Origin of the sequence: Pseudomonas sp. SK, assembly GCF_012975065.1 — a bacterium.
GTDB classification, from domain to species: Bacteria; Pseudomonadota; Gammaproteobacteria; order Pseudomonadales; family Pseudomonadaceae; genus Aquipseudomonas; species Aquipseudomonas anuradhapurensis.
Genome location: NZ_CP051857.1, coordinates 1,744,511 through 1,769,541 on the forward strand (window position 1 = coordinate 1,744,511; position 25,031 = coordinate 1,769,541).

Annotated in this window: 20 protein-coding genes; 7 read left to right on the forward strand and 13 right to left on the reverse strand. The window is 65.5% G+C overall.

Annotated elements, in window-relative coordinates:
* Positions 1-6: 6 nt before the first annotated feature.
* The 4 genes from HG549_RS08050 (at position 7) to HG549_RS08065 (ending at position 4,204) form a co-directional block, all read left to right on the forward strand.
* Positions 7-2,382, forward strand: coding sequence for an RND family transporter (locus HG549_RS08050; RefSeq protein WP_170034096.1), 2,376 nt, complete (start codon positions 7-9; stop codon positions 2,380-2,382).
* A 133-nt stretch (positions 2,383-2,515) separates the two neighbouring features.
* Positions 2,516-2,806 carry a DUF5629 family protein gene (locus tag HG549_RS08055; RefSeq protein WP_170029003.1) on the forward strand — a complete coding sequence of 97 codons (291 nt, stop codon included), beginning with the start codon at positions 2,516-2,518 and terminating at the stop codon, positions 2,804-2,806.
* Positions 2,772-3,902, forward strand: coding sequence for a lactonase family protein (locus HG549_RS08060; RefSeq protein ID WP_170029004.1), 1,131 nt, complete (start codon positions 2,772-2,774; stop codon positions 3,900-3,902). Before HG549_RS08055 ends, HG549_RS08060 begins: the two co-directional genes overlap by 35 nt.
* Before the next feature lie 122 nt (positions 3,903-4,024).
* Complete coding sequence (locus tag HG549_RS08065; protein ID WP_170029005.1) at positions 4,025-4,204, forward strand: hypothetical protein; 180 nt, start codon at positions 4,025-4,027, stop codon at positions 4,202-4,204.
* A gap of 145 nt (positions 4,205-4,349) precedes the next feature.
* Here HG549_RS08065 and HG549_RS08070 read toward each other — a convergent pair whose 3' ends face one another.
* The 3 genes from HG549_RS08070 to HG549_RS08080 are packed head-to-tail and all read right to left on the reverse strand — an operon-like array spanning position 4,350 to position 9,819.
* A complete protein-coding gene (locus tag HG549_RS08070) occupies positions 4,350-4,943 on the reverse strand; it encodes a glutathione S-transferase (RefSeq protein WP_170029006.1) in 594 nt (197 codons plus the stop codon).
* The gene (locus HG549_RS08075; RefSeq protein WP_170029007.1) at positions 4,940-8,584 is read right to left on the reverse strand and encodes an AAA family ATPase; all 3,645 of its coding nucleotides are present in this window, start codon (positions 8,582-8,584) and stop codon (positions 4,940-4,942) included. The genes HG549_RS08070 and HG549_RS08075 overlap by 4 nt, the downstream gene beginning before the upstream one ends.
* A complete protein-coding gene (locus HG549_RS08080) occupies positions 8,581-9,819 on the reverse strand; it encodes an exonuclease SbcCD subunit D C-terminal domain-containing protein (RefSeq protein WP_170029008.1) in 1,239 nt (412 codons plus the stop codon). Before HG549_RS08080 ends, HG549_RS08075 begins: the two co-directional genes overlap by 4 nt.
* Positions 9,820-10,227: 408 nt before the next feature.
* On the opposite strand from HG549_RS08080, the gene HG549_RS08085 reads away from it, so the two are divergent.
* Positions 10,228-10,659 (forward strand): DUF2628 domain-containing protein, encoded by a 432-nt coding sequence (locus tag HG549_RS08085; RefSeq protein ID WP_170029009.1) that lies wholly within the window; start codon positions 10,228-10,230, stop codon positions 10,657-10,659.
* Positions 10,660-11,059: 400 nt separating this feature from the next.
* Here the strand turns inward: HG549_RS08085 and HG549_RS08090 are convergent, their stop codons facing one another.
* From HG549_RS08090 to HG549_RS08115, 6 genes are read right to left on the reverse strand one after another with little or no spacing between them, the layout of a single operon-like run.
* Entirely contained in the window at positions 11,060-12,694 is a 1,635-nt protein-coding gene (locus HG549_RS08090) for a BatD family protein (protein ID WP_170029010.1), read from the reverse strand.
* On the reverse strand, positions 12,691-14,409 hold the full coding sequence (locus tag HG549_RS08095) for a tetratricopeptide repeat protein (RefSeq protein ID WP_170029011.1): 1,719 nt from the start codon (positions 14,407-14,409) through the stop codon (positions 12,691-12,693). Before HG549_RS08095 ends, HG549_RS08090 begins: the two co-directional genes overlap by 4 nt.
* On the reverse strand, positions 14,406-15,482 hold the full coding sequence (locus HG549_RS08100) for a VWA domain-containing protein (RefSeq protein ID WP_170029012.1): 1,077 nt from the start codon (positions 15,480-15,482) through the stop codon (positions 14,406-14,408). The genes HG549_RS08095 and HG549_RS08100 overlap by 4 nt, the downstream gene beginning before the upstream one ends.
* Complete coding sequence (locus HG549_RS08105) at positions 15,475-15,969, reverse strand: DUF4381 domain-containing protein (RefSeq protein WP_170029013.1); 495 nt, start codon at positions 15,967-15,969, stop codon at positions 15,475-15,477. Before HG549_RS08105 ends, HG549_RS08100 begins: the two co-directional genes overlap by 8 nt.
* Before the next feature lie 13 nt (positions 15,970-15,982).
* Entirely contained in the window at positions 15,983-16,927 is a 945-nt protein-coding gene (locus tag HG549_RS08110) for a DUF58 domain-containing protein (RefSeq protein ID WP_170029014.1), read from the reverse strand.
* Between the two features lie 4 nt (positions 16,928-16,931).
* Positions 16,932-17,891 carry a MoxR family ATPase gene (locus HG549_RS08115; RefSeq protein ID WP_013971644.1) on the reverse strand — a complete coding sequence of 320 codons (960 nt, stop codon included), beginning with the start codon at positions 17,889-17,891 and terminating at the stop codon, positions 16,932-16,934.
* A gap of 231 nt (positions 17,892-18,122) precedes the next feature.
* Between HG549_RS08115 and HG549_RS08120 the strand changes: the two genes are divergently transcribed.
* Positions 18,123-19,421 carry a DUF2235 domain-containing protein gene (locus tag HG549_RS08120; RefSeq protein WP_170029015.1) on the forward strand — a complete coding sequence of 433 codons (1,299 nt, stop codon included), beginning with the start codon at positions 18,123-18,125 and terminating at the stop codon, positions 19,419-19,421.
* 111 nt (positions 19,422-19,532) lie between these two features.
* On the opposite strand, the gene HG549_RS08125 is transcribed toward HG549_RS08120, so the two are convergent.
* The 4 genes from HG549_RS08125 to HG549_RS08140 form a co-directional block, all read right to left on the reverse strand.
* The gene (locus tag HG549_RS08125; protein WP_170029016.1) at positions 19,533-20,732 is read right to left on the reverse strand and encodes an MFS transporter; all 1,200 of its coding nucleotides are present in this window, start codon (positions 20,730-20,732) and stop codon (positions 19,533-19,535) included.
* Positions 20,733-20,787: 55 nt separating this feature from the next.
* Positions 20,788-22,002, reverse strand: a complete 1,215-nt coding sequence (locus tag HG549_RS08130; protein WP_170029017.1) for a benzoate/H(+) symporter BenE family transporter — start codon at positions 22,000-22,002, stop codon at positions 20,788-20,790.
* Between the two features lie 90 nt (positions 22,003-22,092).
* Positions 22,093-22,980 (reverse strand): dihydrodipicolinate synthase family protein, encoded by an 888-nt coding sequence (locus HG549_RS08135; protein ID WP_170029018.1) that lies wholly within the window; start codon positions 22,978-22,980, stop codon positions 22,093-22,095.
* 46 nt (positions 22,981-23,026) lie between these two features.
* Positions 23,027-23,809, reverse strand: coding sequence for an aldolase (locus HG549_RS08140; RefSeq protein ID WP_170029019.1), 783 nt, complete (start codon positions 23,807-23,809; stop codon positions 23,027-23,029).
* Positions 23,810-24,457: 648 nt separating this feature from the next.
* Between HG549_RS08140 and HG549_RS08145 the strand changes: the two genes are divergently transcribed.
* The gene (locus tag HG549_RS08145; protein ID WP_170029020.1) at positions 24,458-24,925 is read left to right on the forward strand and encodes a hypothetical protein; all 468 of its coding nucleotides are present in this window, start codon (positions 24,458-24,460) and stop codon (positions 24,923-24,925) included.
* Positions 24,926-25,031 lie beyond the last annotated feature (106 nt).

Consider the following 25,031-nt stretch of genomic DNA (forward strand, 5'->3'; position numbering starts at 1 on the left):
ATCACCATGCACCCGCATCACCAGGACAAGGCCACGTTGCTGGAGCGCCTGATCTTCAACAACCGCCCGGTGGTCATCGCCTTGTGCCTGCTGGTGAGCATTTTCCTGTTCTGGCAGGCCACGCAGATTCGCCCGTCTACCAGTTTCGAGAAGATGATCCCGCTGCAGCACCCGTTCATCGAGCAGATGATGGCGCACCGCAACGACCTGGCCAACCTGGGCAACACCGTGCGCATCTCGGTGGAGGCGGTCAACGGCGACATCTTCGACAAGGACTACATGGAGACCCTGCGCCAGGTCCATGACGAAGTGTTCTACATCCCCGGTGTCGACCGGGCCGGGCTGAAGTCGCTGTGGAGCCCCAGCGTGCGCTGGAGCGAGGTGACCGAAGAAGGGTTCTCCGGCGGCGAAGTCATACCCAACACCTACAACGGTTCCCAGGACAGCCTCGACACCTTGCGCGACAACGTGCTCAAGTCGGGCCAGGTGGGGCGCCTGGTGGCGAACAACTTCAAGTCCAGCATCGTCGACGTGCCGCTGCTGGAGAGCTACCCCGACCCGCAGGACCCGGGCAGGCAGGTGAAGCTGGACTACCAGCAGTTCTCGCACCAGCTGGAAGAGAAGATCCGCGACAAGTTCCAGGCGCAGAACCCCAACGTCAAGGTGCACATCATCGGTTTCGCCAAGAAGGTCGGCGACCTGATCGATGGCCTGGTGATGGTGGCGATGTTCTTCGGCATCGCGCTGGCCATCACCTGGGTGTTGCTGTACTGGTTCACCTGGTGCATCCGCAGCACCATCGCCGTGCTCATCACCACCCTGGTGGCGGTAGTCTGGCAGCTGGGCCTGATGCATGCGGTGGGTTTCGGCCTGGACCCCTACTCGATGCTGGTGCCGTTCCTGATCTTCGCCATCGGTATTTCCCATGGGGTGCAGAAGATCAACGGCATCGCCCTGCAGTCCAGCGACGCCGACAACGCCCTCACTGCAGCCCGGCGCACCTTCCGCCAGCTGTTCCTGCCGGGGATGATCGCCATCCTTGCCGATGCCGTGGGCTTCATCACCCTGCTGATCATCGACATCGGGGTGATTCGTGAACTGGCCATCGGCGCCTCCATCGGCGTGGCGGTGATCGTGTTCACCAACCTGATCCTGCTGCCGGTGGCCATCTCCTACGTCGGCATCAGCAACAAGGCCGTCGCGCGCAGCAAGCAGGACGCCACCCGCGAACATCCGTTCTGGCGCCTGCTGTCGAACTTCGCCAGCGCCCGGGTAGCACCGGTGTCGGTGGCGCTGGCGCTGGTCGCCTTTGCCGGTGGCCTGTGGTACAGCCAGAACCTGAAGATCGGCGACCTCGACCAGGGCGCGCCGGAACTGCGCCCCGACTCGCGCTACAACCAGGACAACAACTTCATCATCAGCAACTACTCGACCAGTTCCGATGTGCTGGTGATCATGGTCAAGACGCCACCGGAACACTGTTCGATCCACTCGACCATGGCGCCGATCGACGAGCTGATGTGGACCATGCAGAACACCCCGGGGGTGCAATCGGCGATTTCCCTGGTGACCGTGTCCAAGCAGGTGATCAAGGGCATGAACGAGGGCAGCCTGAAGTGGGAGACCTTGTCGCGCAACCCCGACATCCTCAACAACTCCATTGCCCGCGCCGATGGCCTGTACAACGGTGACTGCTCGCTGGCACCGGTGCTGGTGTTCCTCAACGACCACAAGGCCGAGACCTTGGAACGGGTCACTGCCGTGGCCAAGGCGTTTGCCGACAGCCACAACAAGGAAGGCCTGCAGTTCCTGCTGGCGGCGGGCAACGCCGGCATCGAGGCGGCGACCAACGAAGTGATCAAGTCGGCCGAGCTGACCATCCTGATCATGGTGTACATCTGCGTGGCGGTGATGTGCCTGATCACCTTCCGCTCGTTCGCCGCCACCCTGTGCATCGTCCTGCCACTGGTGCTGACCTCGGTGCTGGGCAACGCGCTGATGGCCTACCTGGGCATCGGCGTCAAGGTGGCGACCCTGCCGGTGGTGGCGCTGGGCGTGGGCATCGGCGTGGACTACGGCATCTACATCTACAGCCGCCTGGAGAGTTTCCTGCGCGCGGGGCTGCCGTTGCAGGAAGCCTACTACCAGACCCTGCGCTCGACCGGCAAGGCGGTGCTGTTCACCGGCTTGTGCCTGGCGATTGGCGTGTGCACCTGGATCTTCTCGGCGATCAAGTTCCAGGCCGACATGGGCCTGATGCTGACCTTCATGTTGCTGTGGAACATGTTTGGTGCGCTGTGGCTGCTGCCGGCCCTGGCGCGGTTCCTGATCAAGCCGGAGAAGATGGTGGGCAAGGAGGGCGGCTCGATCTTCGCCCATTGAAGAGCGGGGCCGCTCCTACCTGGGAACGCGCCGTGCCAATTGGCGCGACCCGTGTAGGAGCGGCCTGGTGTCGCGATGGGCTGCAACGCAGCCCCAGGGTTATAATGCCGGCACATCCCTCACAGGTAATCCCATGTCCCCCCTCGCCACCGCCCTGCAGTCCTGCGACATGCTCCTGATCGACGGCCTGCACGCCTTCGACTTCACCGCCGACGCATCCGGCCTCACCGTCGAATGCATGGACGGCCGCCAGCTGCGCCGCTGGGTGTTCAGCGCCGAACAGGTCGCCGCTGCCGTCGCCATCGCTGACGAATGGCAACTCGACGATGCCGACGGCGCGCATCGACTAGTCTGTATGAGTGCCTTTCGCGCCCCGGATGATAATGACAATGAAGCGGATCTGGACGAGCCTGCTGGCCGCTAGCCTGATGAGCCTGAGCCTCAATGCCCCTGCCGCCACCTTGCTGGTGGGCAGTTACACCGACGGTGCCAGCCAGGGCATCTACCGTTATCGCTTTGACAGCAAGGCCGGCCACATCGACCCCACGCCGCTGCAAGTGGTGAAAAGCGTCAGCCCCTCGTGGCTGGTACTTTCGGCCGACCAGCGCCAGCTGTTCGCGGTCAATGAAACCCCAGGCGGCCAGGTCAGCAGTTTCAGCGTCAGCGCCAAGGGCGAGATCAAGCCGCTCAACCAGGTCGCCAGCCAGGGTGACGAACCGACCCATGCCAGCCTCAGCCGCGACCAGCGTTACCTGTTCGTCGCCAACTATGCGGTCAAGCCCGACCCCGGCAGCAGCCTGGTGGTGATCCCGGTGGCCAGGGACGGCAAGCTCAAGCCGGTGGTGCAGCATGCCCGGCACCAGGCCAGCGGGGTCAAGCCCGAGCGCCAGGCCAGTGCCCACGTGCATTCGCTGGTGCTGTCGCCCGACGGTCGGCACCTGTACGCCAGCGACCTGGGCGCCGACAAGGTGTTCATCTACCGCTACGACGGCGCCAGCGCCGACCACCCGTTGACTCCGGCGATCCCGGCGTCGGTGGCCCTGCCACTGGGTAGCGGGCCGCGCCATTTGTTGTTCGATGCCAAGGGCCGGCATGCCTACCTGACCTTGGAGATGAGCGCCGAGGTGGTCATGTTCGACGTGCAGGACGGCAACCTGGTCGAACGCCAGCGCCTGCCCCTGGCCGAGCGCCAGGAGGCGGCGGCGAAAGCGGCCGGTGGCTTGCACCTGTCGGCGGACGGGCGCTTCCTGTATGTGAGCAACCGTGGCACGAGCAACGAGATCGTCGCCTTCAGCGTGGGCGAGCAGGACGGCCAGCTGACGCTGCTGCAACGCCGCTCGGTGGAGGGTGATCATCCCCGGGAATTCGCCCTCGACCCGAGTGACAACTTCCTGCTGGTGGCCAACCAGAAGAGCAACCAGATCATGGTGATACGCCGCGACCCACGTAGCGGCAAGCTGGGGGAGACGGTGCAGACGCTGAAGCAGGACGCCCCGTCGGACTTGAAATTCATCGAGTGATATCGATTGCCGTGATAACCGATACTGCCGCAATGAATTTCTGCCGGCGCCCTCGGCGGCGTAAGTTTGACCCAAGGCCCGAGCGGGCCACCGTCAAACCACCGCCGTCGAGGTCAACCCAGATGAACTTCAATCTCTTCCCGGTCATTGCTGCATCCGCCATTTCCGCTTCGGTCGTCCTGCCGACGCATGCCCATGCCGACAGCAGCGGCAAAGCGTCCGCTACCCACAGCTACACCGAGCAGTACCTGCGCCAGAGTGCCAACTTCCATGCGGCCCTGAGCGGCAAGCAGCACGCGTGAATCCGACTCGGTCCGGTGTAGGAGCGGCCTTGTGTCGCGATGGGCCGCAGAGCGGCCCCGGCAATTGCAGCTGTAATGCAAAAAACCGGGGCCGCTGCGCGCCCCATCGCGACACAAGGCCGCTCCTGCAACGGACCGTATGAACCTATTTGGCCATGACTGCCTTGAACAGTGCCGAAGCCAACCAGCTCTCCAGCCAGCTCCGCACCCGCGGATAAGCCGCCTCGGCGAACCACTGCGGTTCGACCCCGGCAAACTGGCGCATCAGGGGCAGCAGCGCGGCATCGGCAATGCTCGGATGGTCGGCCAGCAGGTAACGCCGGCCGGCGAGCAAGCCCTCAAGCTCGGCCAGCCAGGTTTCGGCCTGTTGCCGGTAATATGCGCGGGAGTGCGCCGGGTAGCGCTCGGCGTACTTGTACAGGTTTACCTGTGCCTTGAACGTGCTGTCGTTGCGGGCGATCAGTGATTCGGCCTGCTGCGCCGCGGTAGCGTCGGCTTGCAGCCGCCAATCCTGCGGGTCGTTGCGTGCCAGCGCCCAGCGCATGATGTCCAGGCTCTCTTCCAGCACCTCGGTACCGGTATCCAGCACCGGCACCGTGCCCTTGGGCGACAACGCCAGCAGTTCTGCCGGCTTGTTCTTCATCGCCACTTCGCGGATTTCCACCTCGCAGCCGGCATAGCGCAGGGCCAGGCGCGCACGCATGGCCCAGGGGCAACGGCGGAACGAGTAGAGAATCACCCGCACACCTCCACATCGCTAAGGCCGTTGCCCTGCCGGCGCACCTGGATCTGCACCGGGATGCGCTCATGCATTTCCTGCACGTGGGAAATCACTGCCACCTTGCGGCCCTGGGCTTGCAGGCCGTCGAGGGCGTCCATGGCCAGCTGCAACGATTCCGGGTCGAGGCTGCCGAAGCCCTCATCGATGAACAGCGATTCGATGCGCAGGGTGCTGGAGGCCATCGAGGCCAGGCCCAGGGCCAGGGCCAGCGACACCAGGAAGGTTTCCCCGCCTGACAGCGAGTGCACCGAACGCAGCTCGTCGCCCATTTCGGTATCCAGTACCAGCAGGCCAAGGGCGCTGCCGCCGCGCTTGAGGCGGTAGCGACGGGCCAGCTGGCGCAGCTGGGCGTTGGCGTGGTGCAGCAACAGGTCGAGGTTGTAGCCCTGGGCGATCTTGCGGAACACATCGCCCGAGGCCGAGCCGATCAGGGCATTCAGGCGGGCCCAGCGCTGCCATTGCTGGTGTGCCTGCTCGATTTCTGCCGCCAGCGCCTGGTGCGCCTGTTGCCGGCGCTGGTCGTCGGCCTGCTGGGCGCGCAGTTCGGCACACTGCTGCTCATGTCCGGCCAGGCGTTCACGCAAGTCGGCCAAGGCCTGTTCCAAGGCTTCGGCCGAGGTGTCCACGGCCATCTGCGCAGCATGCTGCTGCAGGCGCTGCTCACGTTCCCGCAGCAGCACGCGGCCTTGTTCGATGGCTTTTTCGGCACCTTGCAGGCGCTGGCGCAGCTCGTTCACCTGGCTGTCATCGATGGCCAGCAGGCGATCCAGGCCGGCATCGTCCAGTTCCGCATGGGCGCTGCGCCACTCAGCGATCTGCGCTTGCAACTGCTGGCGCTCGGCCTCCAGTGCCTGTTGCTGGCGGCTGTTGGCATTCAGTTCACTGGCCAGTTGCACGCCTTGGTTGCGCAGCTCCTGCAGGCGTTGGGCAGTGTCCGCCTCAAGCGCACGGGCCTGTTCCAGGGCAGTGTCCATGTACTGCTGCCAGGCTTCGGCGCTGGCGTGTTCGCCCAGCAGTTCGCCGAGCGAGGCCTGGGCGTGCTGACGCTGTGCGTCGAGGGCGGCAAGCTGTTGCTGCAACTGCTGCTGGGTTTGCACGCGCGCCTGGTGCTGGTCGTGCAGCTTGTCCAGCTGGGCCTGGCGGGCTTGCTGTTCCTGCTGCTCGTCCTTGCGTTGCTCGAGGAGCTGCAGGCGCAGGGCGATCTGCTGGTCCAGGGCCAGGAAGGCGTTGGCCGGGTCGTCGCTGAGGGCCTTGAGCACTGTTTCCGGCAACACGCCGGCCAGGTCGTTCAGGCTTTGCTGCAACTGCTGCTCGTCGCTGGCCAGGGCCTGGTGCTGGTGCTCGAGGTGGCGCTGGGCTTGCTGTTGCGCCTGGTGGGCGGCCTGCAGCTGCTGGTTGAGGCGGGCGGCATCCTTCTGCAGCGCGAGCAGCGCGCTCTGGCGTTGCTCGTCGTGGCTGATTTCCTGCTCCAGGCGCCGCAGCTGCCCGTCCAGCCAGGCGCTGCGGGCCTTATCGTCCTGCGGCGCCAGGGCTGGCCAGAGGCTGTGCGCCTGCACCTGGGCCACCTGGGCTTGCAGCTGCTCGCCCAGTTGTTGCTGTTGCTGCTGGTAGTCCTTGAGCTGGGCGTTGACCACGCCCAGCTGGGTGCGCAATTCCACCAGCTTGCTGTTGAAGGTATCGACCTGCTGCTGCGCGGCGTCTTCTTCGGCCTGGTCATGCCGGCCCAGGCTCTGCAGCAACGCTTCCGGTTGATGGAACGGATGCTCGACGCTGCCGCACACCGGGCAAGGTTCGCCGTCGCGCAGCTGCTCGCGCAGCGCTTCGACGCTGGTGTTGCGCGCCAGGCGCTGGCGCTCCAGCAACTGCCGGGTGAGGTTGAGCGCCTGCTCGGCAGCTTGCAGCTCGGCCTTGGCGGCGGTGCCCTCGCTGATCAGTTGCTGGCGCTGCTGCATGGCCTGCTGTTGCCGCTCGCGCAGCACTGCCAGCTGCTCGCGCAGTTCCTGTTCACGGCCATGCAGGCGCGACAGCTCTTCCACGGCGCGCTGCTGCTTGCGGTTGTCCTGCAGCATGCCGCCCAGCAGGTCGATCTGCTCCGCCAGTGCCTGTGGCTCGGCCTTGGCTTCGCGGAACAGCAGGTCGAAGGCTTCGCGCTCGGCCTGCAGTTGCGCAGTGGCCTGGCTGGCCTGGGCCTGCAGGCCGGGCAATTCCTCGCGGCCCTTGGCCAGGCGGCCACCGATCAGCATCACCTGCTTCAATTGCGGCAGGTAGGCATGCCAGGCATCGGCCAGGCCCGCCAGGTGCTGGCTGTCGGCGAGGGCGCTGTCGACCTGCGCCAACTGTTGCAGGCTGCGCTGCTGGTGCTCGTGCAGTTGCTGCACCTGTTGCTGGCACTCGGCAACCTGCTGGTCGGCCTGCTGGCTGGCGCTGCGCTGGGCGGCCAGCTCCTGATCCAGGCGGGCCAGGTTGTCCTGGGCGGCGAAGGCCTGGCGCAGCCGCGGCGCATTTTCGCCGTGTTGCGCCTGGCTGTCGGCCAGTGCCTGGCGTGCCGCTTGCAGCGCCTGTTCGAGCTCGCCGGTACGGCCCAGCAGCTCAGTTTGCTGACGCTGTTGCTCGGCGATTTTCTCCGCCACCGGCGCCAGTTGCGCATCCAGCGTCTGCTGGCGATGGAACTGATGACGCTGCGGCGCCAGGCGCTCCAGGCGGACCAGGTCCAGGCGCTGCTCGGCCAGTTGCTGCCAATCCTGTTCGGCAGCCTGCAGGGCGCTGCTGGCTGCGGCGTGCTGGGCCTGCAACTGGGATTGTTCATTCAGCCAGTTGCGTTGCTGTTCCAGCTGGCGCTCGGCGGCCTGGTCGGCCTTGAACTGCTGCTGTGCCAGCTCCAGGCGCTGGTCGAGTTCGGCGCGGGCTTCGGCGGCCATCGGCAGCAGGTGGCTGGCACGCTCCTTGAGGGCGTTGTGGGCTTCGCCAGCCTCGCGCGCCTTGCTGAAGGCGCGTTGGCCCAGGCGGGTATAGATGGCGGTGTTGGTGAGCTTTTCCAGCAGTTCGCTGCGCTCTTTGTCGTCGGCCTTGAGGAAGGCGCCGAACTCGCTCTGGGCCAGCATCACCGCGCGGGTGAACTGCTCGAAGTTCAGGCCCAGGCGGGCTTCGACCAGTTGCTTGTATTCGTTCTTGCCGCTGGCCAGCACCTGCTCGCTGTCCAGGTCGTAGAAGCTCTGGCGGCTGAGTTGCAGCTTGCCGTTGGCCTTGTCGCGGGCGCGGTTGGCTTCCCAGCGAGCGCGGTAGCGGCGGCCGTCGATGCCGACGAAGTCGACTTCGGCAAAGCCGCTGCCGGTGCCCCGGCGCAGCAGGTTGCGCGGGTCGGAGGTGGGGATATCGCCGTCGGCGTCCGGCACCTTGGCCTCGCGGCCGATGTCGTTCAGCCGCGGGACGCTGCCGAACAGGGCCAGGCACAGGGCGTCGAGCAGGGTACTCTTGCCGGCGCCGGTAGGGCCGGTGATGGCGAACAGGCCGGCGCTGGCCAGTGGCTCGGCGGTGAAGTCGATGTCGATCGGGCCGGCCAGCGATGCCAGGTTCTTCAGGCGGATGGCGAGAATCTTCATGGCTGTTCCTCTTCCTGCTGCACGTCCTGCAACAGCAGGGCAAAGTCGGCCAGCGCCTGTTCGTCGACAGGGTTGCCATAGGCCTGCTCCCAGGCGCGGCTGAACAAGTCCTGCGGGGTCATCTGGGCCAGCTCGATGAAGGCCAGGTCATCGTCTTCGGCGTTGTTGCGGCCGGCGTATTCGGCACTGATGCGCACCAGGCGCACGGCCTTGCCTTGCAGGGCGCCTTCGATCTGCTGGCGCAGGTCGGGTTGCGGCTCGTCGAGGATCACCCGCACTTCCAGCCAGGGCTGGCGATTGGGGTCTTCAAGCAGGTCGATCACTGGCAGCTCGCCCAGTTGCACCAACAGGTCGCCCAGCGGTGCCGGGCCAACCCGTTGCAGGGCCACCGCGCGTGGTACCGGGCGCGGCTCGACGCTGACCAGGCCGCTGCCATCCAGCTCCACTTCCAGCACCTGGTGCGGGTAGTTGATCTCGGCGAACGACAGCGGGATCGGCGAACCGCTGTAGCGAATGCGTTCTTCGCGGTTGACCTTCTGCGGCTTGTGCAGGTGGCCCAGGGCGACGTAGCTGATGGCCTTGTCGAACAGCCTGGCCGGCAGCGCCTCGGCGTTACCGATGATCAGGCTGCGTTCGGAGTCCTCCGACACCGCGCCACCGGCCATGTGCGCGTGGCTGATGGCGATCAGCGCCTGGTCTTTCTTGCGCTTCTTCTGCGCAGCGGCAATCAGTTGCTGGTGTACCTGGGTGATGCCTTGCAGGTAATCGTCGCCCAGTTGCGGGCCAGTCACCTCGGCCGGGCGCAGGAAGGGCAGGGCCAGGCACCAGGCGGCGACCTTGCCGCGGCCATTGGTCAGCGGGATCAGCAGGCGCTCGGCGTCCAGCTGGCCTTCGTCCAGCCAGTGCACGCGGCCCAGGGCATGGGTACGCAGGCGGCGCATGAGTGCGGCGGGCAGCTCGATGCGCGAGCCGGAGTCGTGGTTGCCGGCGATCATCACGATGTCCAGCTTGGGCAACTGCTCGTGGGCCTGGACGATGAAATCGTAGAGGCGCTCCTGGGCTTTGACCGGCGGGTTGACCGTATCGAAGATATCCCCGGCGATCAGCAGCGCATCCGGCTGACGCAGGCGCAGCTGGCCGAGCAGCCATTCGAGGAAGCAGGCGTGTTCGAAATCGCGTTCCTGGCCGTGCAGGCTTTGGCCCAGGTGCCAGTCGGAGGTATGAAACAGACGCATGGATGACCTGTTGGTGTCGAGTCGAGCAAGCGAGGGCTTGGCTTGGGTGATGGGCGTTGCGCAAGGGCGGTATGGTAACCCAAGCGTGGGGCCGCTGTGCGCCCCGATCGCCGGCAAGCCTCAAGGCCTGCGCAGCGCATTCTGCAGGAGCGGCCTTGCGTCGCGAAAGGGGTGCGAAGCGCCCCCGGGATCCTCGCATCACTGTCAGATTGCCGGGGCCGCTTTGCAGTCCTTTCGCGACGCAAGGGTATGGCCTGGATGATGGTGTAGAAGCGGCCGGTCAGTTTCACGGTGGATCGGCAAGCTGTCAGGCATCAGGTTTGCTCTCGAAGACGTGCTGATTTACCCTCGCGGCCCGCCATGATCATGGCGATTCGATATCCACGGACGAAATCACAGGAGCTACCAATGGAAGGGATCCCACAGACCCAATCCAACCCAGGCAACCTCAAGCCAAAATGGCAGGAGCGTTTCGCCTTCTTCGATCAGTACGGCGCACCCACCTCCGAGGCCTACAAAGCCGCTTTTCGCGCCTTGCCCTTTGGCAAGAAAATACTGATCAACAACAACTTCATCGCGTTCTTCTTCGGCCCGATCTACTGGTTCGTGCTGGGGCTGTGGAAAAAGAACCTGGTCATGCTGGCCATCATGATCGTCATTGGCGTTCTCCTGAGCTACTACGAGATCGCGACCGGTAGCGAAATCCCGCGGCCGTTGGATAACGGCATCAGCATGGGGTTTGCGTTTCTGTACGGTTTCCTGACCAACCGTGCCTACTACCTGAAGCAGACCAAAGGGCAGCAGGGCTGGAACCCGTTCGAGGGGCAGCGGTTCATCTGAACCGTCAGCCAGTTCAACCGGTGCTCGCAGGTTGATGAAGCCCGCTCTCCGATCGTGGTCTCTGTAAGCGGCCTTGTGTCGCGAAAGGGCTGCAAGGCGGCCCCGGCGATTTTGTGGTGGTGCGGAGATCCTGGCGGCGCTTCGCAGCCCTTTCGCGACACAAGGCCGCTCCTACAGGGGCCGCGTATGTCTTGGGGCTGTGTAGTCAGTGCCAGGTTATATCCCCGGCTTGCCGGTGCAACAGCAACTCGGCCAAGGCCTTGGTTATCTGAACGTGATGCACCGCGTTGACCAGCATGTTGATGCCGGGCTCGCCGGCATTGGCGCAGATGTATTCGGAGAAATGTCGTACGCCGGTGTTCGCGGGTGAACCCGCGAAGAGGCCCGCACAGGCAGCACATCACTTGGGATAGAGCGGCGGCAGGCTGCCGTTCTCGCCGGTCGGCAGCAATACCTGCTCAGCCGGCGGAATGGTACCGATCGCCCGCCACAGATCCTCACCCTGCCAATATTGCCCGCTCTCGCTGTACAACGCCCCGTTCAAGCCGTCCAGCGCATCCGACAGCGGCACGAAGCGCGCCGCCATTTCGGCCAGGGTTTCCGGCTGCTGCCGGGCCCAGGCGTCCAGTGCCTGGCGGGTAGCCTGCGGGTCGTTGGCCTGGCAGGCGCGCTTGAGGTCATCCAGCAAGGTACGCGGGCTCGGCCCGGTCTGCGCGGCGCGCAGCACGGCCGGTTGCGAACGGGCGCGCCACCACAGGGCGAAGCCCAGCACGCTGGTCAGGGCAAACAGCAAGGTGGCCAGCTGCCACGGCCACAGCAGGCTGCCGGCGCTGCTGCTGTCGCCCGCCGGGGTGTCGGCACTCAGTGCCGGGTTGTCCTGCACGTTGAGCGTACGCGCCGGCAGGCTGCTGTGCTCCAGGTGGTCCTCGCGGGTGTTCCACCAGGCTACTTCCAGTACCGGCAGGGCCAGTGCGCCACTGTGGGTCGGCACCAGTGCCTCGCGTTCCTCACGGTTGGCGGTCATGCCCCGTTCGCCAATCTCGTTGCGCAGCAGCGGCTGGTCGGGGTAGCGGCGCAGCCCGGTGATTTCGGTGGCTGGCAGCGGTGGCAGCTGGGTGCTGGACAGGCCTTCGGCACGCAAGGTGATGTTCCGGGTCAGCGAGTCGCCAATCTGCACCTGCTGGTCGCCCGGGTCAGGGTTCCAGTGCTCTTCCAGGCTCAGGCTACGGGCCGGTAGCCACGGCACGCCAGCTGGCCAGGCCGCCGGAATCGGCCGCACGGCCAGGCGCAATGGCAGCGAGCTGACCTGCACCTGGCGCCCGGCCCGGGCCGTGCCGTTGGCGGCCGAGGCCGCGTCGGGGCTGGCGGCAGCGGTGGCGCTGAAGGTCAACGACGGTATCTCGAGGGTACCGCTCTGCTGCGCATAAATGGCATAGCGGGTTTCGATCACGCCATGGCGTACGCCGTTGATTTCCTTTTCATAGGTACGCGATTCGCCCAGCGGTTCGACCTTGGCATTGTCCAGTTGCAGCGGGCTCAGGCTGCTGTCGTCGTACAGTGCCACCGAGTGGTAGATGCGCAGGGTCAGCACGGCCTGGGCCTGGACATAGACGTCGGCAGTGTCGAGGCTCGCTTCGATGAATACCTGGGAAGCACTGTCCTGGCGGCTGGCGTCGGCCTGCAGGACTTGCAGGTCGATGGCCTGGCTGTGCGACTGGCCCAATTGCAGTTCGGGGATGCGCAGGCTGCCACTGCGCCGTGGCAACAGGGTGATGATCCAGCGGGTGCTGGCGCGGGTTTCGCCATCCAGGCTGTGCAGGCTGTTCAGCTGGCGTGTGCCGCGCACCTCGAAGTCGTTTTCCAGCGCGCGCAGGTCGGGCTTGCCAAACTCGGTGACGTCCTGGCTTTCCAGGGTCAGCTCGAGGCTTTCGCCGGCCTCTACGCGGGTACGGTCAACGCTGGCCCGCAGCAGCGGTTCGGCCTGGGCCAGCACGGCCCACAGCAGGCCGAGTAGAAAGACGCCGAAGCGACTCATTGTGGATTTTCCTGTTGCAATTGCTGTTCATACCAGAATTTGCGCCGCAGCAGCTCGGCCGGGTTGTCGGGGATCTCGCGCAGCCACTGTTCCAGGGCCTGGCGCTGTTCGGCATCGAGGCTGGTCGACACCGGGCGCTGCGGCGGCTGGATGACGCCGTCATCTGCGCCCGGCTGGTTGCCGGACGCAGCCTGGCTGTTGCCGCTGCCTTCACCGGGCTGTTCGTTGCCTGGCTGTTCATCATCGCCCGGGGTGCCTTGGGCCGGGCTGCTGGCCGAGCTGCTGTTGCCTTCGGTTTCGCTGCCGGGCGTGCCTTGGGCATCGCTGTTGGCCGGTTGCTCGTCGGCCTTGGCCGTCCGCTGTTGCAGCATTTGCTGCACCAGCGCCTGGTTGTCCAGCGCTGCTTGCAGGTCGGGCTGGCGCTCCAGGGCTTGTTCATAGGCGTCCAGCGCAGCTTCCAGCTCGCCGCTGCGGGCCAAGGCATTGCCTCGATTGTAGTGGGCTGCGGCCGTATCGCCCTGGGAAAACGCTTCGGCGGCAGCGGCATAGTCGCCGGCCTGGTACAAGGCCATGCCGCGCCATTGTGGGTCGTGGAAGTGGCGCGCGGCGCTGGCCGGGCGGTTCTGCTCGAGCAGGCGCTGGCCTTGCTGGTCGGGGCGCAGCCACAGGTCGTTGAATTCGAAGGCGTGGCTGGGTTGTGGCACGGCCAGGAGCAAGGGCAGGCAGAACAGCCAGCCGCGTCGGCCGGCACAGGCGGCCAGCAGCAACAGCGGCAGCAACAGCCAATAGCCTTGGTCGGCCCAGCTGTCCAGTTGCAAGGTCTGGCCGTCACTACGCCCGCTGCGTGGGTTGTCGAACAGGCCCAGGCCGCGCAGGTCGAGGTCGTCGATCCGGGCATGCCGGTAGCGCCCGCCGGTGCCGCTGATGAAGCCCTTGAGGCTGGCGCTGTCCAGCCGTGGCAGGAGGATGCCGCCCTGGTCGTCCTTGAGGTATTCGCCGTTGGCCTGGCGCACCGGCGCACCCTCGCGGCTGCCGATGCCCAGCATCAGCAGGCTCGGGCCCTGGCGGCCGAGGGCCTGGGCGATACCCTGGCGCTCCGGCGCACTCAGCGCAGAACCGATCAGCAGCAGGCGGCCCTGGCCCAGGCCGCTCTGGGCCAGCAGGGCCAGGCCTTTCTGCACGGCGAGATCGGCGCGTTGGCCGGGTTTGGGCATGATCGACGGGTCGAGCGCTTCCAGCAGGTTGCGGGTGGTCGCCAGGTCGTCGGACAGCGGTACCAGGGTGTGCGCCGAGCCGGCGTAGACCACCAGTGCGGTCTGGCTGTCGCGGCGGTGCTCCAGCAGGTCGAGGATCTTGCGCCGCGCCTGCTCCAGGCGGTTGGGTGGGCTGTCCTCGGCGAGCATCTGCGGGGTCAGTTCCAGCAGGATCACCAGCGGGTCGGCCGGGCGCTGGCGGCTTTCCTCCACGCGCTGCCAGCTGGGCCCGATCAGGGCCAGGACCACCAGCGCCCAGGCCAGGCCCAGCGCCACCCATGGCAGCTTGCTGCTGCTGCCACTGCCGCCACCGAGCAGCACGCCATGGAACGCCGGCGGCAGGATCATCTGCCAGCGCCCGGCGCGCTTGCGCCGGTGCCACAGCTTGTACAGCAGCCAGCCGAGCAGGGGCACGGCCAGCAGCCATAGCGGGCGCAACCATTCAGGCCACAGTTCGCTCATCGCCGCCTCCTCAGGCGCAGGCGCTTCAGGCGTTGGCGCCACTCCGGGTGCGGCTGCAGGAAGCGCGGCTTGCGCAACACCCGCTGCAGCAGGTTGTCGGGCCATTGCACGGCCACCACCAGCAGCACGCTCAACAACAGCGCCAGGGCCAGCGGCCAGGCGTAAAGGGCTTTCGCGGTGCGCGACTGGGTCGGTTGCTGGGCCACCGGTTCAAGTTGGTCAAGGGTGTCGCCAATGGCGTCCAGTTCGGCGCCGTCATGCGCGCGGAAGTAGCTGCCATGGGTGATCTCGGCAATTTCCTTGAGCGAGGCTTCGTCCAGGTCCAGGCTCGGGTTCAGGCCGAGCAGGCCCGGGGTGCCGCTGGCCTCGGGGTTGGCGCCGATGCCGATGGTGTAGATGCGCACGCCTTCCTGGGCGGCCAGGCGGGCGGCGGTCAGTGGGTGGATCTGCCCGCCGTTGTTGGCGCCGTCGGTGATCAGTACCAGCACCCGGCTTTGTGCCGGGCGTTGGCGCAGGCGCTTGACCGCCAGGCCAATGGCGTCGCCGATCGCCGTGTTCTTGCCGGCGATGCCGATCTGGGCTTCGTCGAGGAAGGTGCGCACGGTGCGCCGGTCGAAGGTGAGCGGGGCCTGCAGGTAGGCCTGGCTGCCGAACAGGATCAGGCCCACGCGGTCGCCTTCGCGGTCCTGCAGAAAGTCGCCGAGCAGCGCCTTGACCAGGTCGAGACGGCTGATCTCCTCGTTGTGCCACTGCATGTCGGGGAAGTCCATCGACCCGGACACGTCCACCGCCACCAGCAGGTCGCGGCCGCTGGCGGCCACCGGTACCGGGTCGCCCAGCCACTGCGGGCGGGCGGCGGCGCACAGCAACAGCAGCCAGATGACGACGAACGGCGCCTGCTGGCGCCAGGTCGGCAGGTTCAGCCGCGCGCGGCGCCCGGCCAGGCTTTCCAGTTCGTTGAGGAAGCCGACCTTGAGCACCGGCTCGCCGCTGTCGGCGGCCGGCAACACCAGGCGCGCCAGCCACGGCAACGGCAACAGGGCGAAGACCCACGGCCAGGCCAGTTCAAACATGCTTGCGGATCCAGGTCTCGACGGCTTGGCTGAGCCCGGCGATGGCTTTGTCGTCGAGCTTGCACTCGGGTTTGTAGGCGCCTTCGACCAGCACCATCCAGCGGGTCAGCCCGGCGGCCGGGCAGCGGTTGTCGAGAAACGCCAGCCACTGGCGGCCGTTGAGGGTATGGCTGTTGGCCCCGGGGTAGTGGATGCGGCACAGGCGCTTGAGCAGCGCGTTGATCTGTTGCAGCCAGGCACCAGCGGGGGCGCCGTCATAGGGGCGTGGCAGGCGGGCCAGCTCGGCCAGCGCCTCAACTCGCAGCGGGTCCAGCGGTTGCTCGGCGCGTACCACGCGGCGTTTGCCCGGGCGCCAGCGGCGTAGCCGCCACAGGCCCCAGGCCAGCAGCGGCAGCACGGCCAGCAACACCCACCAGCCGGGCGCCGGCGGCCACAGGCCGATCGGCGCCGGGGCGATCAGCGGTTGCAATTGGTCAAGCGGGTTCATTGGCCGCAGCTCTTCATGACGCGCTCCGTGGCCGCTGGGCATTCAGGTATTCGCGCAGTTGCTCGATCATTTCGCTCTGGGTGCTCAGTGGCATCAGCAGCACGCGCAGCTTCTGCGCCATCAGTTCCCAGCGTTCGATACGTGCTTCGGCCTGCTGGCGGTACGCCTGGCGCAGGTTGGCGTCGAGGGTGTCGAGCTCCAGTTGCGCACTGCGCTGGGCAAAACGCAACAGGCCGGCGGCGGGCAGGGCGTGGTCGAGCGGGTCGGATACCGGCATCAACAGCAGGTCGCAATGGCGCGAGAGCATCGCCAGGTGCTGTTCCACCTGGGCGGTGAGCGAGCGTTCGTCGCAGATGATGATGGCCAGGCTGCCGGGGCGCAGTACCTCGCGGGCGCGGCGCAGGGCCAGGCCCAGGCTGTCCGTGCCGGGGGTGGCCTCGGTGTGCAGTGCCTGGTTGACCTTGGCCAGGCGGTTGAGCAACTGCAGCAGGCTCTGCTTGCTGCGTCGCGGCTTGATTTCGTGGTGTTCGTTGTCGCCGAACACCAGCCCGCCGATGCGGTCGTTGTGGCCCAGCGCGGCCCAGCCGAACAGTGCTGCAGCCTGAGCGGCCAGCACCGACTTGAACATCAGCCCCGAGCCGAAGAACAGCCGTTGGCTCTGCTCGACGAGGATGAAGATCGGCCGTTCGCGCTCTTCATGGAACAGCTTGGTGTGCGGCTCCTGGGTGCGCGCGGTGACCCGCCAGTCGATATTGCGCACATCGTCGCCGGCCTGGTACACGCGCACCTGGTCGAAGTCCACGCCACGCCCGCGCAGCTTGGAATGGTGCAGGCCCACCAGCGGGCTGCGCTGGCCGGGCCGGGAAAACAGCTGGATTTCGCGCACGCGGTGGCGCATGTCGATCAGTTCGGCAAGGCCGATACGGATGCCGGGTTCGGCCAGCGACGCGGTGGGCATGGGCTCAGGCTACGGCGACGACGTCGAGGATACGCTGGACCACGCGGTCCTGGTCGATCCCGGCGGCCTCGGCCTCGAACGAGAGGATGATGCGGTGGCGCAGTACGTCGAACAGCACCGCCTGGATATCCTCGGGGCTGACGAAATCGCGCCCGGCCAGCCAGGCATGCGCGCGCGCGCAGCGGTCCAGCGAAATGGAACCGCGTGGGCTGGCACCGTAGGCGATCCAGTCGGCCAGCTCGGCGTCGAACTTGGCCGGGGTGCGGGTGGCCATCACCAGCTGCACCAGGTATTCCTCCACCGCGTCGGCCATGTACAGGCCGAGGATTTCCTTGCGGGCGGCAAAGATCGCCTGCTGGCTGACCCGGCGTTCGGGCTTGGTCTCGCCGCCCAGGGCTTCGCCACGGGCCTGCAACAGGATGCGCCGTTCTACCGCCGCGTCGGGGAAGCCGATTTTCACGTGCATCAGGAAACGGTCGAGCTGGGCTTCGGGCAGCGGATAGGTGCCTTCCTGCTCGATCGGGTTCTGCGTAGCCATGACCAGGAACAACGGCGACAGGTCGTAGGTGCTGCGGCCCACGCTGACCTGGCGCTCGGCCATGGCTTCGAGCAGCGCCGACTGCACCTTGGCCGGGGCACGGTTGATTTCGTCGGCCAGCACCAAGTTGTGGAAGATCGGGCCCTGCTGGAACACGAAGCTGCCGGTTTCCGGGCGATAGATCTCGGTGCCGGTAATATCGGCCGGGAGCAGGTCGGGGGTGAACTGGATGCGATGGAACTGCGCCTCGATGCCTTCGGCGAGCTCTTTGATGGCCTTGGTCTTGGCCAGGCCCGGCGCGCCCTCGACCAGCATGTGGCCATCGGCCAGGAGCACGATCAACAGTCGCTCGACCAGTTTTTCCTGGCCCAGGATCTGGGAAGAAAGAAAAGTGCGCAGCGCGATCAGCGCTTCACGGTGTTCCATCGGCGACGGTTCCTGGTGTGGGGCCGCAGGCAACTGGAAGCAGCTGCCCTGGCAAGGGCTGATACTTTAATCCATCCGGGGGGGCGGCGACCAATGGCGGCAGGGAAATTTATCCTTGCCGGGGGCCATGCACGCGCTGAATTTTCCCGATCATGGCTGGCCATTGGCTGATGTTCCGTCGCGGCGCGCTGGCGCTTGCTTGTGCTTTTTGAACAAGCAGGAAGCACGCTGATGGTAGCGAACAGCTGTAACAATGAATGTATGGCCCCGGTCGCCCTGCGTTTCGGGGTGTTTTTCGATGGCACCGGCAACAACCAGAACAATGCGGCACAGCTGGAGGTGCCGCAGGGCATGGGGGCCAGTTATGTCAACGCATTGAGCAATGTGGCCCTGTTGCATGCCCTGTATCCGGGTCAGGGGGCCGATGCCGAGGGCCGCATGGCGTTTCTGAAACACTATGTCGAAGGCGTGGGTACCTTGGCGGGCGAGGCGGACCAGGTGTACGCGTCTGCCACCGGGTCTGGCTCGACAGGGGTGGCGGCGCGGGTTGCCGAGGCGCTGGCCGCGATAGCCGAGCAATTGCGCGGCTGGTACCAGGCGCATCCCCAGGCCAGGCCCGAGCGCGTCGAGTTCGATCTGTTCGGCTTCAGCCGGGGGGCGGCGGCAGCGCGGCATCTGGCCAACCTGCTGCACGACAATGCAGGCCGGCTGATGCCGGTGCCCTGCAGGCTGGTGATCAATTTCATCGGCCTGTTCGACACCGTGGCGGCGATCGTCGCGCCGTTGCAGGGTGACTTCGACCCGGCAGACGAGCGCTACGCCGGCTTGCGCCTGGGGCTTTGGCCAGGCATTGCCCGGCAAACGGTGCAACTGGTGGCGCGGGACGAGCAGCGGCACAACTACCCACTGCTGCGCAGCAGCCATGACATCGTGTTGCCGGGCGTGCACGCGAACATCGGTGGTGGTTATCCGGAGACCACCCAGGAGCAGGTGTTGCTGTGCAAACCGCAATCACAGCGTGTGCCGCAAGGTATGCGTGCCGAGCAGACACGCGTATACGCCACGATGCAGGCCTTGCTGGCGTCGATACCGGAGGCACGTGGAGGGCAGGTGCTGGCCTGGGAGGTGCCGCTTGCCGGTAACCGCTTGGATGAGGCGCAAAAGCAGGTGTATGCGGCGATATACCGTGAACGGGAGGTGGCGGGGCAGCTATCTCGGGTGTACCTGAGCATCATGCGCGAACTGGCGGTGCGGGCGGGGGTGCCGTTTGCCCCGTTGGGCGGGCAGGCCGAGCATCGCTTGCCGGAGGCATTGCTGGAAATCAGCCGCAAGTTGCATGCGTTCGCCCTGGGTGAGCAGCAACAGCCGGGGCTGACGGCGGAGGAGGAGCAGCTGTTGCGCCACCGGTACATACATGCGTCGGCGAACTGGAATGCCGTGAAGGGGTTGCGTAACAGTGTGCTGGATGTGTTGTTCGTCAACCGGCCCGCAGCGGAAGGTCGCGTGCTGCATGCCAATCCGCTCGCCTGAGCCAACTGCGGCAATCGGCTTGCATGGCAGCGGCTGCGCCGGTGTCCGCCGGTAAACCGCTCCCGCAGGTCAGGCGTCAAGCGGGAGAGCGGCCATTACTTGCGGCAGCGGCTAGGCACGTTGTCGCTGCCTTCTGGCCAGGTACGCTTCCTGCGCCAGGGTCAGCAGCACTGTCAGCAGCATGAACACCACCGATGCCACGAAGACGCCATTGGCCAGACGCTGGTCGAGCATCCAGCCAAACGCCACCGGCCCCAGGGCGCCGCCGATGTTGAAGCCGGTCGAGACCAGCCCGAAGGCTTTGCCTTCGTCACCACGCGCAGCTGCAGCCTTGACCAGCATGTCCCGCGACGGGGCGATGACCCCGGTCAGCAAGCCAATGGCACCCAGCACCACCACCAACGGCCAGCCCCGAAGCAGCCCCAGGGCCACCAGCGCGGTCAAGGCCGCTGCCAGGGCAAAGGCCAGTGCCGCTACCAGGCCATGGCGCCGGGTCCGGTCTGCCAAGGCCCCGCCGCACAGCACGCCCACTGCACTGCTGAGCAGGAAGGCCGTGAGCGCCGTGTTGGCCCAGGCCAGGGTCAAGCCTTGGCCCTGGACGAGCGCAGCCACGGAGAACTTCTCGATGGCACTGGTGCTCAGGTTGAGCAGGATGAACAGCACCGTCAGCACCCCGAGCATAGGCGTGAACAGCCGCACGCGAGCAGCTGTTGCCGGGCCTGCGTCACGCGCATTGTCGGGCCTGGCAAGCTGATACACGCCACTGCCTGGCACTGATAGCAGCAGCAAGGCAGCCAGCCCCGCTGCCGCGCCCACCGCCAGGGCTGCCTGCGTGCCGGACACCGCAGCGATGCCGAGAAACACCGCTGGCGTCAGCGCCGAGCCAAGGAAACCGGCAAAGGTATGGATCGAGAACGCCCGCCCCAGGCGGCTTTGCTCGATGCCGTTGGCCAGCAGCGCATAGTCGGCCGGGTGGTACACACCATTGGCCAGGCCGGCCATGGCCATCGCCAGCAGCAGCAGCGTATAGCCGGGGCTGAAGGCCACCAGCAGGAAGCTGAGGCTGCCCAGCAGCAAGCCGGCCTTGAGCACCTTGCGCGCACCGTAATGGTCGACGGCATAGCCCAGCGGCGCCTGCACCAGGGCGGAGACGATGTTGAACACCGCCAGGGCCACGCCGAGTTCGACGAACCCGACCCCGAGCAAGCCGGGGAGCACGGGTAGCAGCGCCGGGACCAGCATGATGTGCACATGGCTGACGAAGTGCACCGCAGCAATTTGGGTAAGAAGCTTGGGGCCAGCTTGGGGCATGTCGATACCTGTTGTACGGCGTGCGCACATGGCGCACGGCAGGGGGGAAGCCCGCTTAGCGGGGCGAGCGGCTGTAACCGGGTAGGCGGCCGTTCAGCACGGCGTGGGCCAGCAGGCCGATGACCAACCCCCAGAATGCCCCGCCAATGCCGAGCAGGCTGATGTTGGCGGCTGCCGCCAGGAAGGTGATCAGTGCTGCCTCGCGCGAACGGGCATCGGCCATTGCGCTGGCCAGGCTGGCGCCGATGGTGCCGAGCAGGGCAAGCCCGGCCAGGGTGGTGATGAAGGTGGCCGGCAGGGCCATGAACACACTGGCCAGGGTGACCCCGAACACCCCCACGAGGATGTAGCAGACACCGGCCGCGATGCCCGCAATCCAGCGTTTGCCGGGCTCTTCGTGGGCATCCTTGCCGGTACAGATGGCGGCGGTGATGGCGGCGATATTAAAGGCGTGCGACCCGAACGGAGCCATCAGCAACGATCCCAGGCCAGTCACCGCGACGATCGGGTTGGCGCTGGTCTTGAAGCCATCGTTGCGCAGCACCAGCATGCCAGGCATGTACTGGCCGGTGAGGGTGATCAGGAACAACGGCAGGGCCACGCTCAGTGCCGCATTGAGGGAGAAGGTGGGCGCGGTGAACACTGGCGAGGCGAATTCCAGCCTCAGCGCTGCCAGGCCGACCTGGCCCTGCACAAGCAGGTAGCCCATGCCCAGCAGCAGAATGCCTACCACGGCGTAGCGTGCAGTAAAGCGCTTGAATGCCACATAGGCCGCGATCAGCAGCCCGGCCAGCGCGGGGTCGACCGACAGGCCGCCGAATGCCCCGATGCCGAACTGCAGCAGGATACCCGCCAGCAGCCCAGCGGCAATCCCGGCGGGAATCACCCGCACCAGGCGCTCGAAGCACCCGGTCAGCCCCAGCACCACGAAGCCGGCGGCCGACAACAGATAAGCGCCGATGGCCTCGCTGTAGGGCACGCTGGCCAGCGCGGTGACCAGAAACGCTGCCGCCGGCGTCGACCAGGCGGTAATCACCGGCTCGCGGCTGTACCAGGACAGGGCCAAGCCACTGAGGCCGACACCGATCGACACGGCCCAGACCCACGACGAAGTCAGCTCCGGGCTCAGTCCGGCCAGCTTGGCAGCCTGGAACACCAGGATGAAGGTGCCACCGTAATTGACAATGACCGAAACGATCCCCGCCACCATGGGGTGCAGGAGATCGGTCAGCCGTAGCGGGGTTGAAGCGGAGTGTGCAGGTGCGTCCATGGGGGGGGCTCCGGTGTACTGGCACATAGGGCGCAGCAAAGCTGTTGCGATGAGGCCCGGCGGCAGGGCGCCGCCGGGCTGTTGGCGCGGTCAGTTGGCCAGCGCTACCAGCTGGCTTTTCAGGTAGGTGCTGCCTTGCGTATCCAGCGGTTGCAGCGGCAGGCGTGGCGCGCCGACATCATGGCCGAGCATTTTCAGGCCCGCCTTGATGGTGGTGGGCAGGCCGCGGCGGGTGATGTACTCCAGCAGTTGGTACTGGCGATAGAACAGCGCACGGGCCTCGCCCAGGTCGCCTTGCTGCACCGCGTCCCACAGCGCCAGGTTCAGAGCCGGGATCAGGTTGGGCGCGGCGGTGCACCAGCCGGCGGCACCGGCCACCAGGGCTTCCAGGGCGAGCGGGTTGCAACCGTTGTAGAACGCCACCTGACCCTCGGTGGCCTTGAACAGGCGGTGCATGCGCTGGATGTCACCGGTGCTTTCCTTGACCATGGTCACGTTGGGCACTTCGTCGAGGATGCGCAAGATCAGCTCTACCGACAGGTCGGTGCCACTGGTCCCGGGGTTGTTGTAGAGCATGATCGGAATGTCGATCGCCTCGCCCACTGCCCGGTAGTGGGCGACCACTTCGGCTTCGGTGAGCTTCCAGTAGGAAATGGGCAGCACCATTACCGCCGTGGCGCCGCAAGCCTGGGACAGGCGGGCGCGCTGCACGGTGCGTGCGGTGGTCAGGTCGGAGACGCTGACCACGGTTGGCACACGGCCGGCGATGCGCGCCTGGCTGAAGCGCACCACCGTTTCCCATTCGCTGTCGGACAGGTAGGCGCCCTCGCCGGTGCTGCCCAGCGGTGCGATGGCGTGCACGCCGTCGGCGATCAGGCGGTCGATGGACAGGCCCAGGGCATCCAGGTCAAGCGTGCCGTCTGCCGTGAAAGGAGTGATGGTGTAGCCGATAACGCCGCGAATTACAGGTGTGGACATGAGCAGGCACCTCTGCCGTTGTAGGGATAGGGAGCAACATCTTCGATCAGCCCAGGCAGTCGCCATGGGCACGCAAGGCACGGCGCGCGTAATAGCTGAACGCGGCGCCATGACGTTTCGGGGTGGAGATCCAGTCGTGGGCTTCCTTGCCCAGTGCCTCGGGGATGGGGCGGATGTCGCCGGCGCCCATGGCGAGCAGCTGCATCCTCGCTGCGCGCTCGAACAGCATGGCGAGCACACAGGCTTCCTCGATCGAGCGGCCGGCGATCAGCAGGCCGTGGTGGGAAAGCAAGATCGCGCGCTTGTCGCCGATCGCCCTGGCAATGATCTCGCCTTCTTCATTGCCCACCGGTACGCCGGGCCATTCCTTGAGAAACGCGCAGTCATCGAACAGCGGGCACAGGTCCATGTGCGAGATGGCCAGCGGCACCTCCAGCATCGAAAGGGCGGCACTGTGCAGCGGGTGCGTGTGGATGATGCAGTTGACGTCGGCGCGTGCGCGGTACAGCCAGCTGTGGAACCGGTTGGCCGGGTTGGCCATGCCGCGGCCTTGCAGCACGTTGAGGTCTTCGTCCACCAGCAGCAGGTTGGAGGCGGCGATTTCGTCGAAGCCCAGGCCGAGTTGCTGAGTGTAGTAAGTGCCGGGTTGCTCGGCGCGCGCGGTGATCTGCCCGGCCAGGCCGGAGTCGTGGCCAGCGTCGAACAGGATGCGGCAGGTGAGGGCGAGTTTTTGCCGCGGGGTGTAGGTGTTGTCGGCCAGTGCCGTCAGCATTTGCTGTTGGGCGAGTTTGACGAGCTGGTCCTTGGGGGTTTGCATGGTGGTCGTCATGGGCGGTACCTGCATGGGATGGCGAACAGGGGCTGATCGGCGCGGGGCGACGTCAGGACACAATTCGATCTTAATGACACAATGTGTCATAAGCAAGCGTTGTGTCATCGTCGCCGTACTTTCGTCGCCGCTATCCGAATGCAGTAGCTGGTGGTGGAGAATTGCGCCCGCTGCAGAGCCTAGCGGAGCGGTGTACTTAGTGCGAAATACGATGTGGGCATTGATTACAGAAGACTTTGCTGGTAATGAACTCGCAGTTGATCGGTGTTGCTGGCCGCCGCTGCGCACGTTATAGATGGACAGTTCAACAGAGAAATCTCCAACTCGCGCCCCGTGTTTACCATTGCTCCGGGTGAGCTTAAAGGCATCCTACAGCGCTGCCCAATGGCCAATTCGTAAGGATGGTTGATGTGGGTCGGTCTATTGGCATTACTACGTTGAAGGAGGGTGGAGTTTACTGCGGGATCAATGAGTACCTGGAGCGATCAGGCGATCAGGTAGTTGCGAGAAATTGTACGAGTCCCTAGGCAGTTCAAGCCGGAGACAACGGATAAGGGGCTATCTTCATGGAGAAGCAGCTGCATGATGGTCGCGGCGTTCGGTTGAATATGGACAGAACTTTTAAAGACTTTATTGGTTAACGCATTTATGTCTGAGTCCTATGAGATTGTCCTTCAGCAAGTTGCGGCAGTCGACCTACATGCGTTGCTGAAATTAATAGAGATGGGGGCTCAAGATCTCTCTAGCTTAGCTGTTTCTGGAGATTTTGGAGAGGTAGGCGCGGTGGGGATTAACAAGAGCTTGATTGATGCAGTTGTTGCCGCTGAGGGAGAGGTGTGCCTGACGGAGCAGTTGCATGGATTCAAGGTTTTGGAAGCGATACGCCTTCCTTTGGTTTTGATGAGGGTTATTAAGTATGAGGGCAAATTTGATATTGATCTTTCTTTCGATGAGGTCCCGTCGTTTGATATTGATCAAATAATGTTTGCTATGCAGGAGTATGCCGTTGCTTTATCAAGAAAATTCAATATAAAGGAATTTTACGGCGGGCTTGAGCCTGCAGCGGATATCGATACTAGGTATTTCACTGGTAATGCTTCAGGGCCTGTGAGTTGAAAGGGTAAGGTGAATAATTTCTCCCATGCCCTGCATGGGGCTGCTTGATCTGTGCCTAGCACTAGACGACCCGCCAGCATTTGTATTGTGCCTCGGTAACACCCAG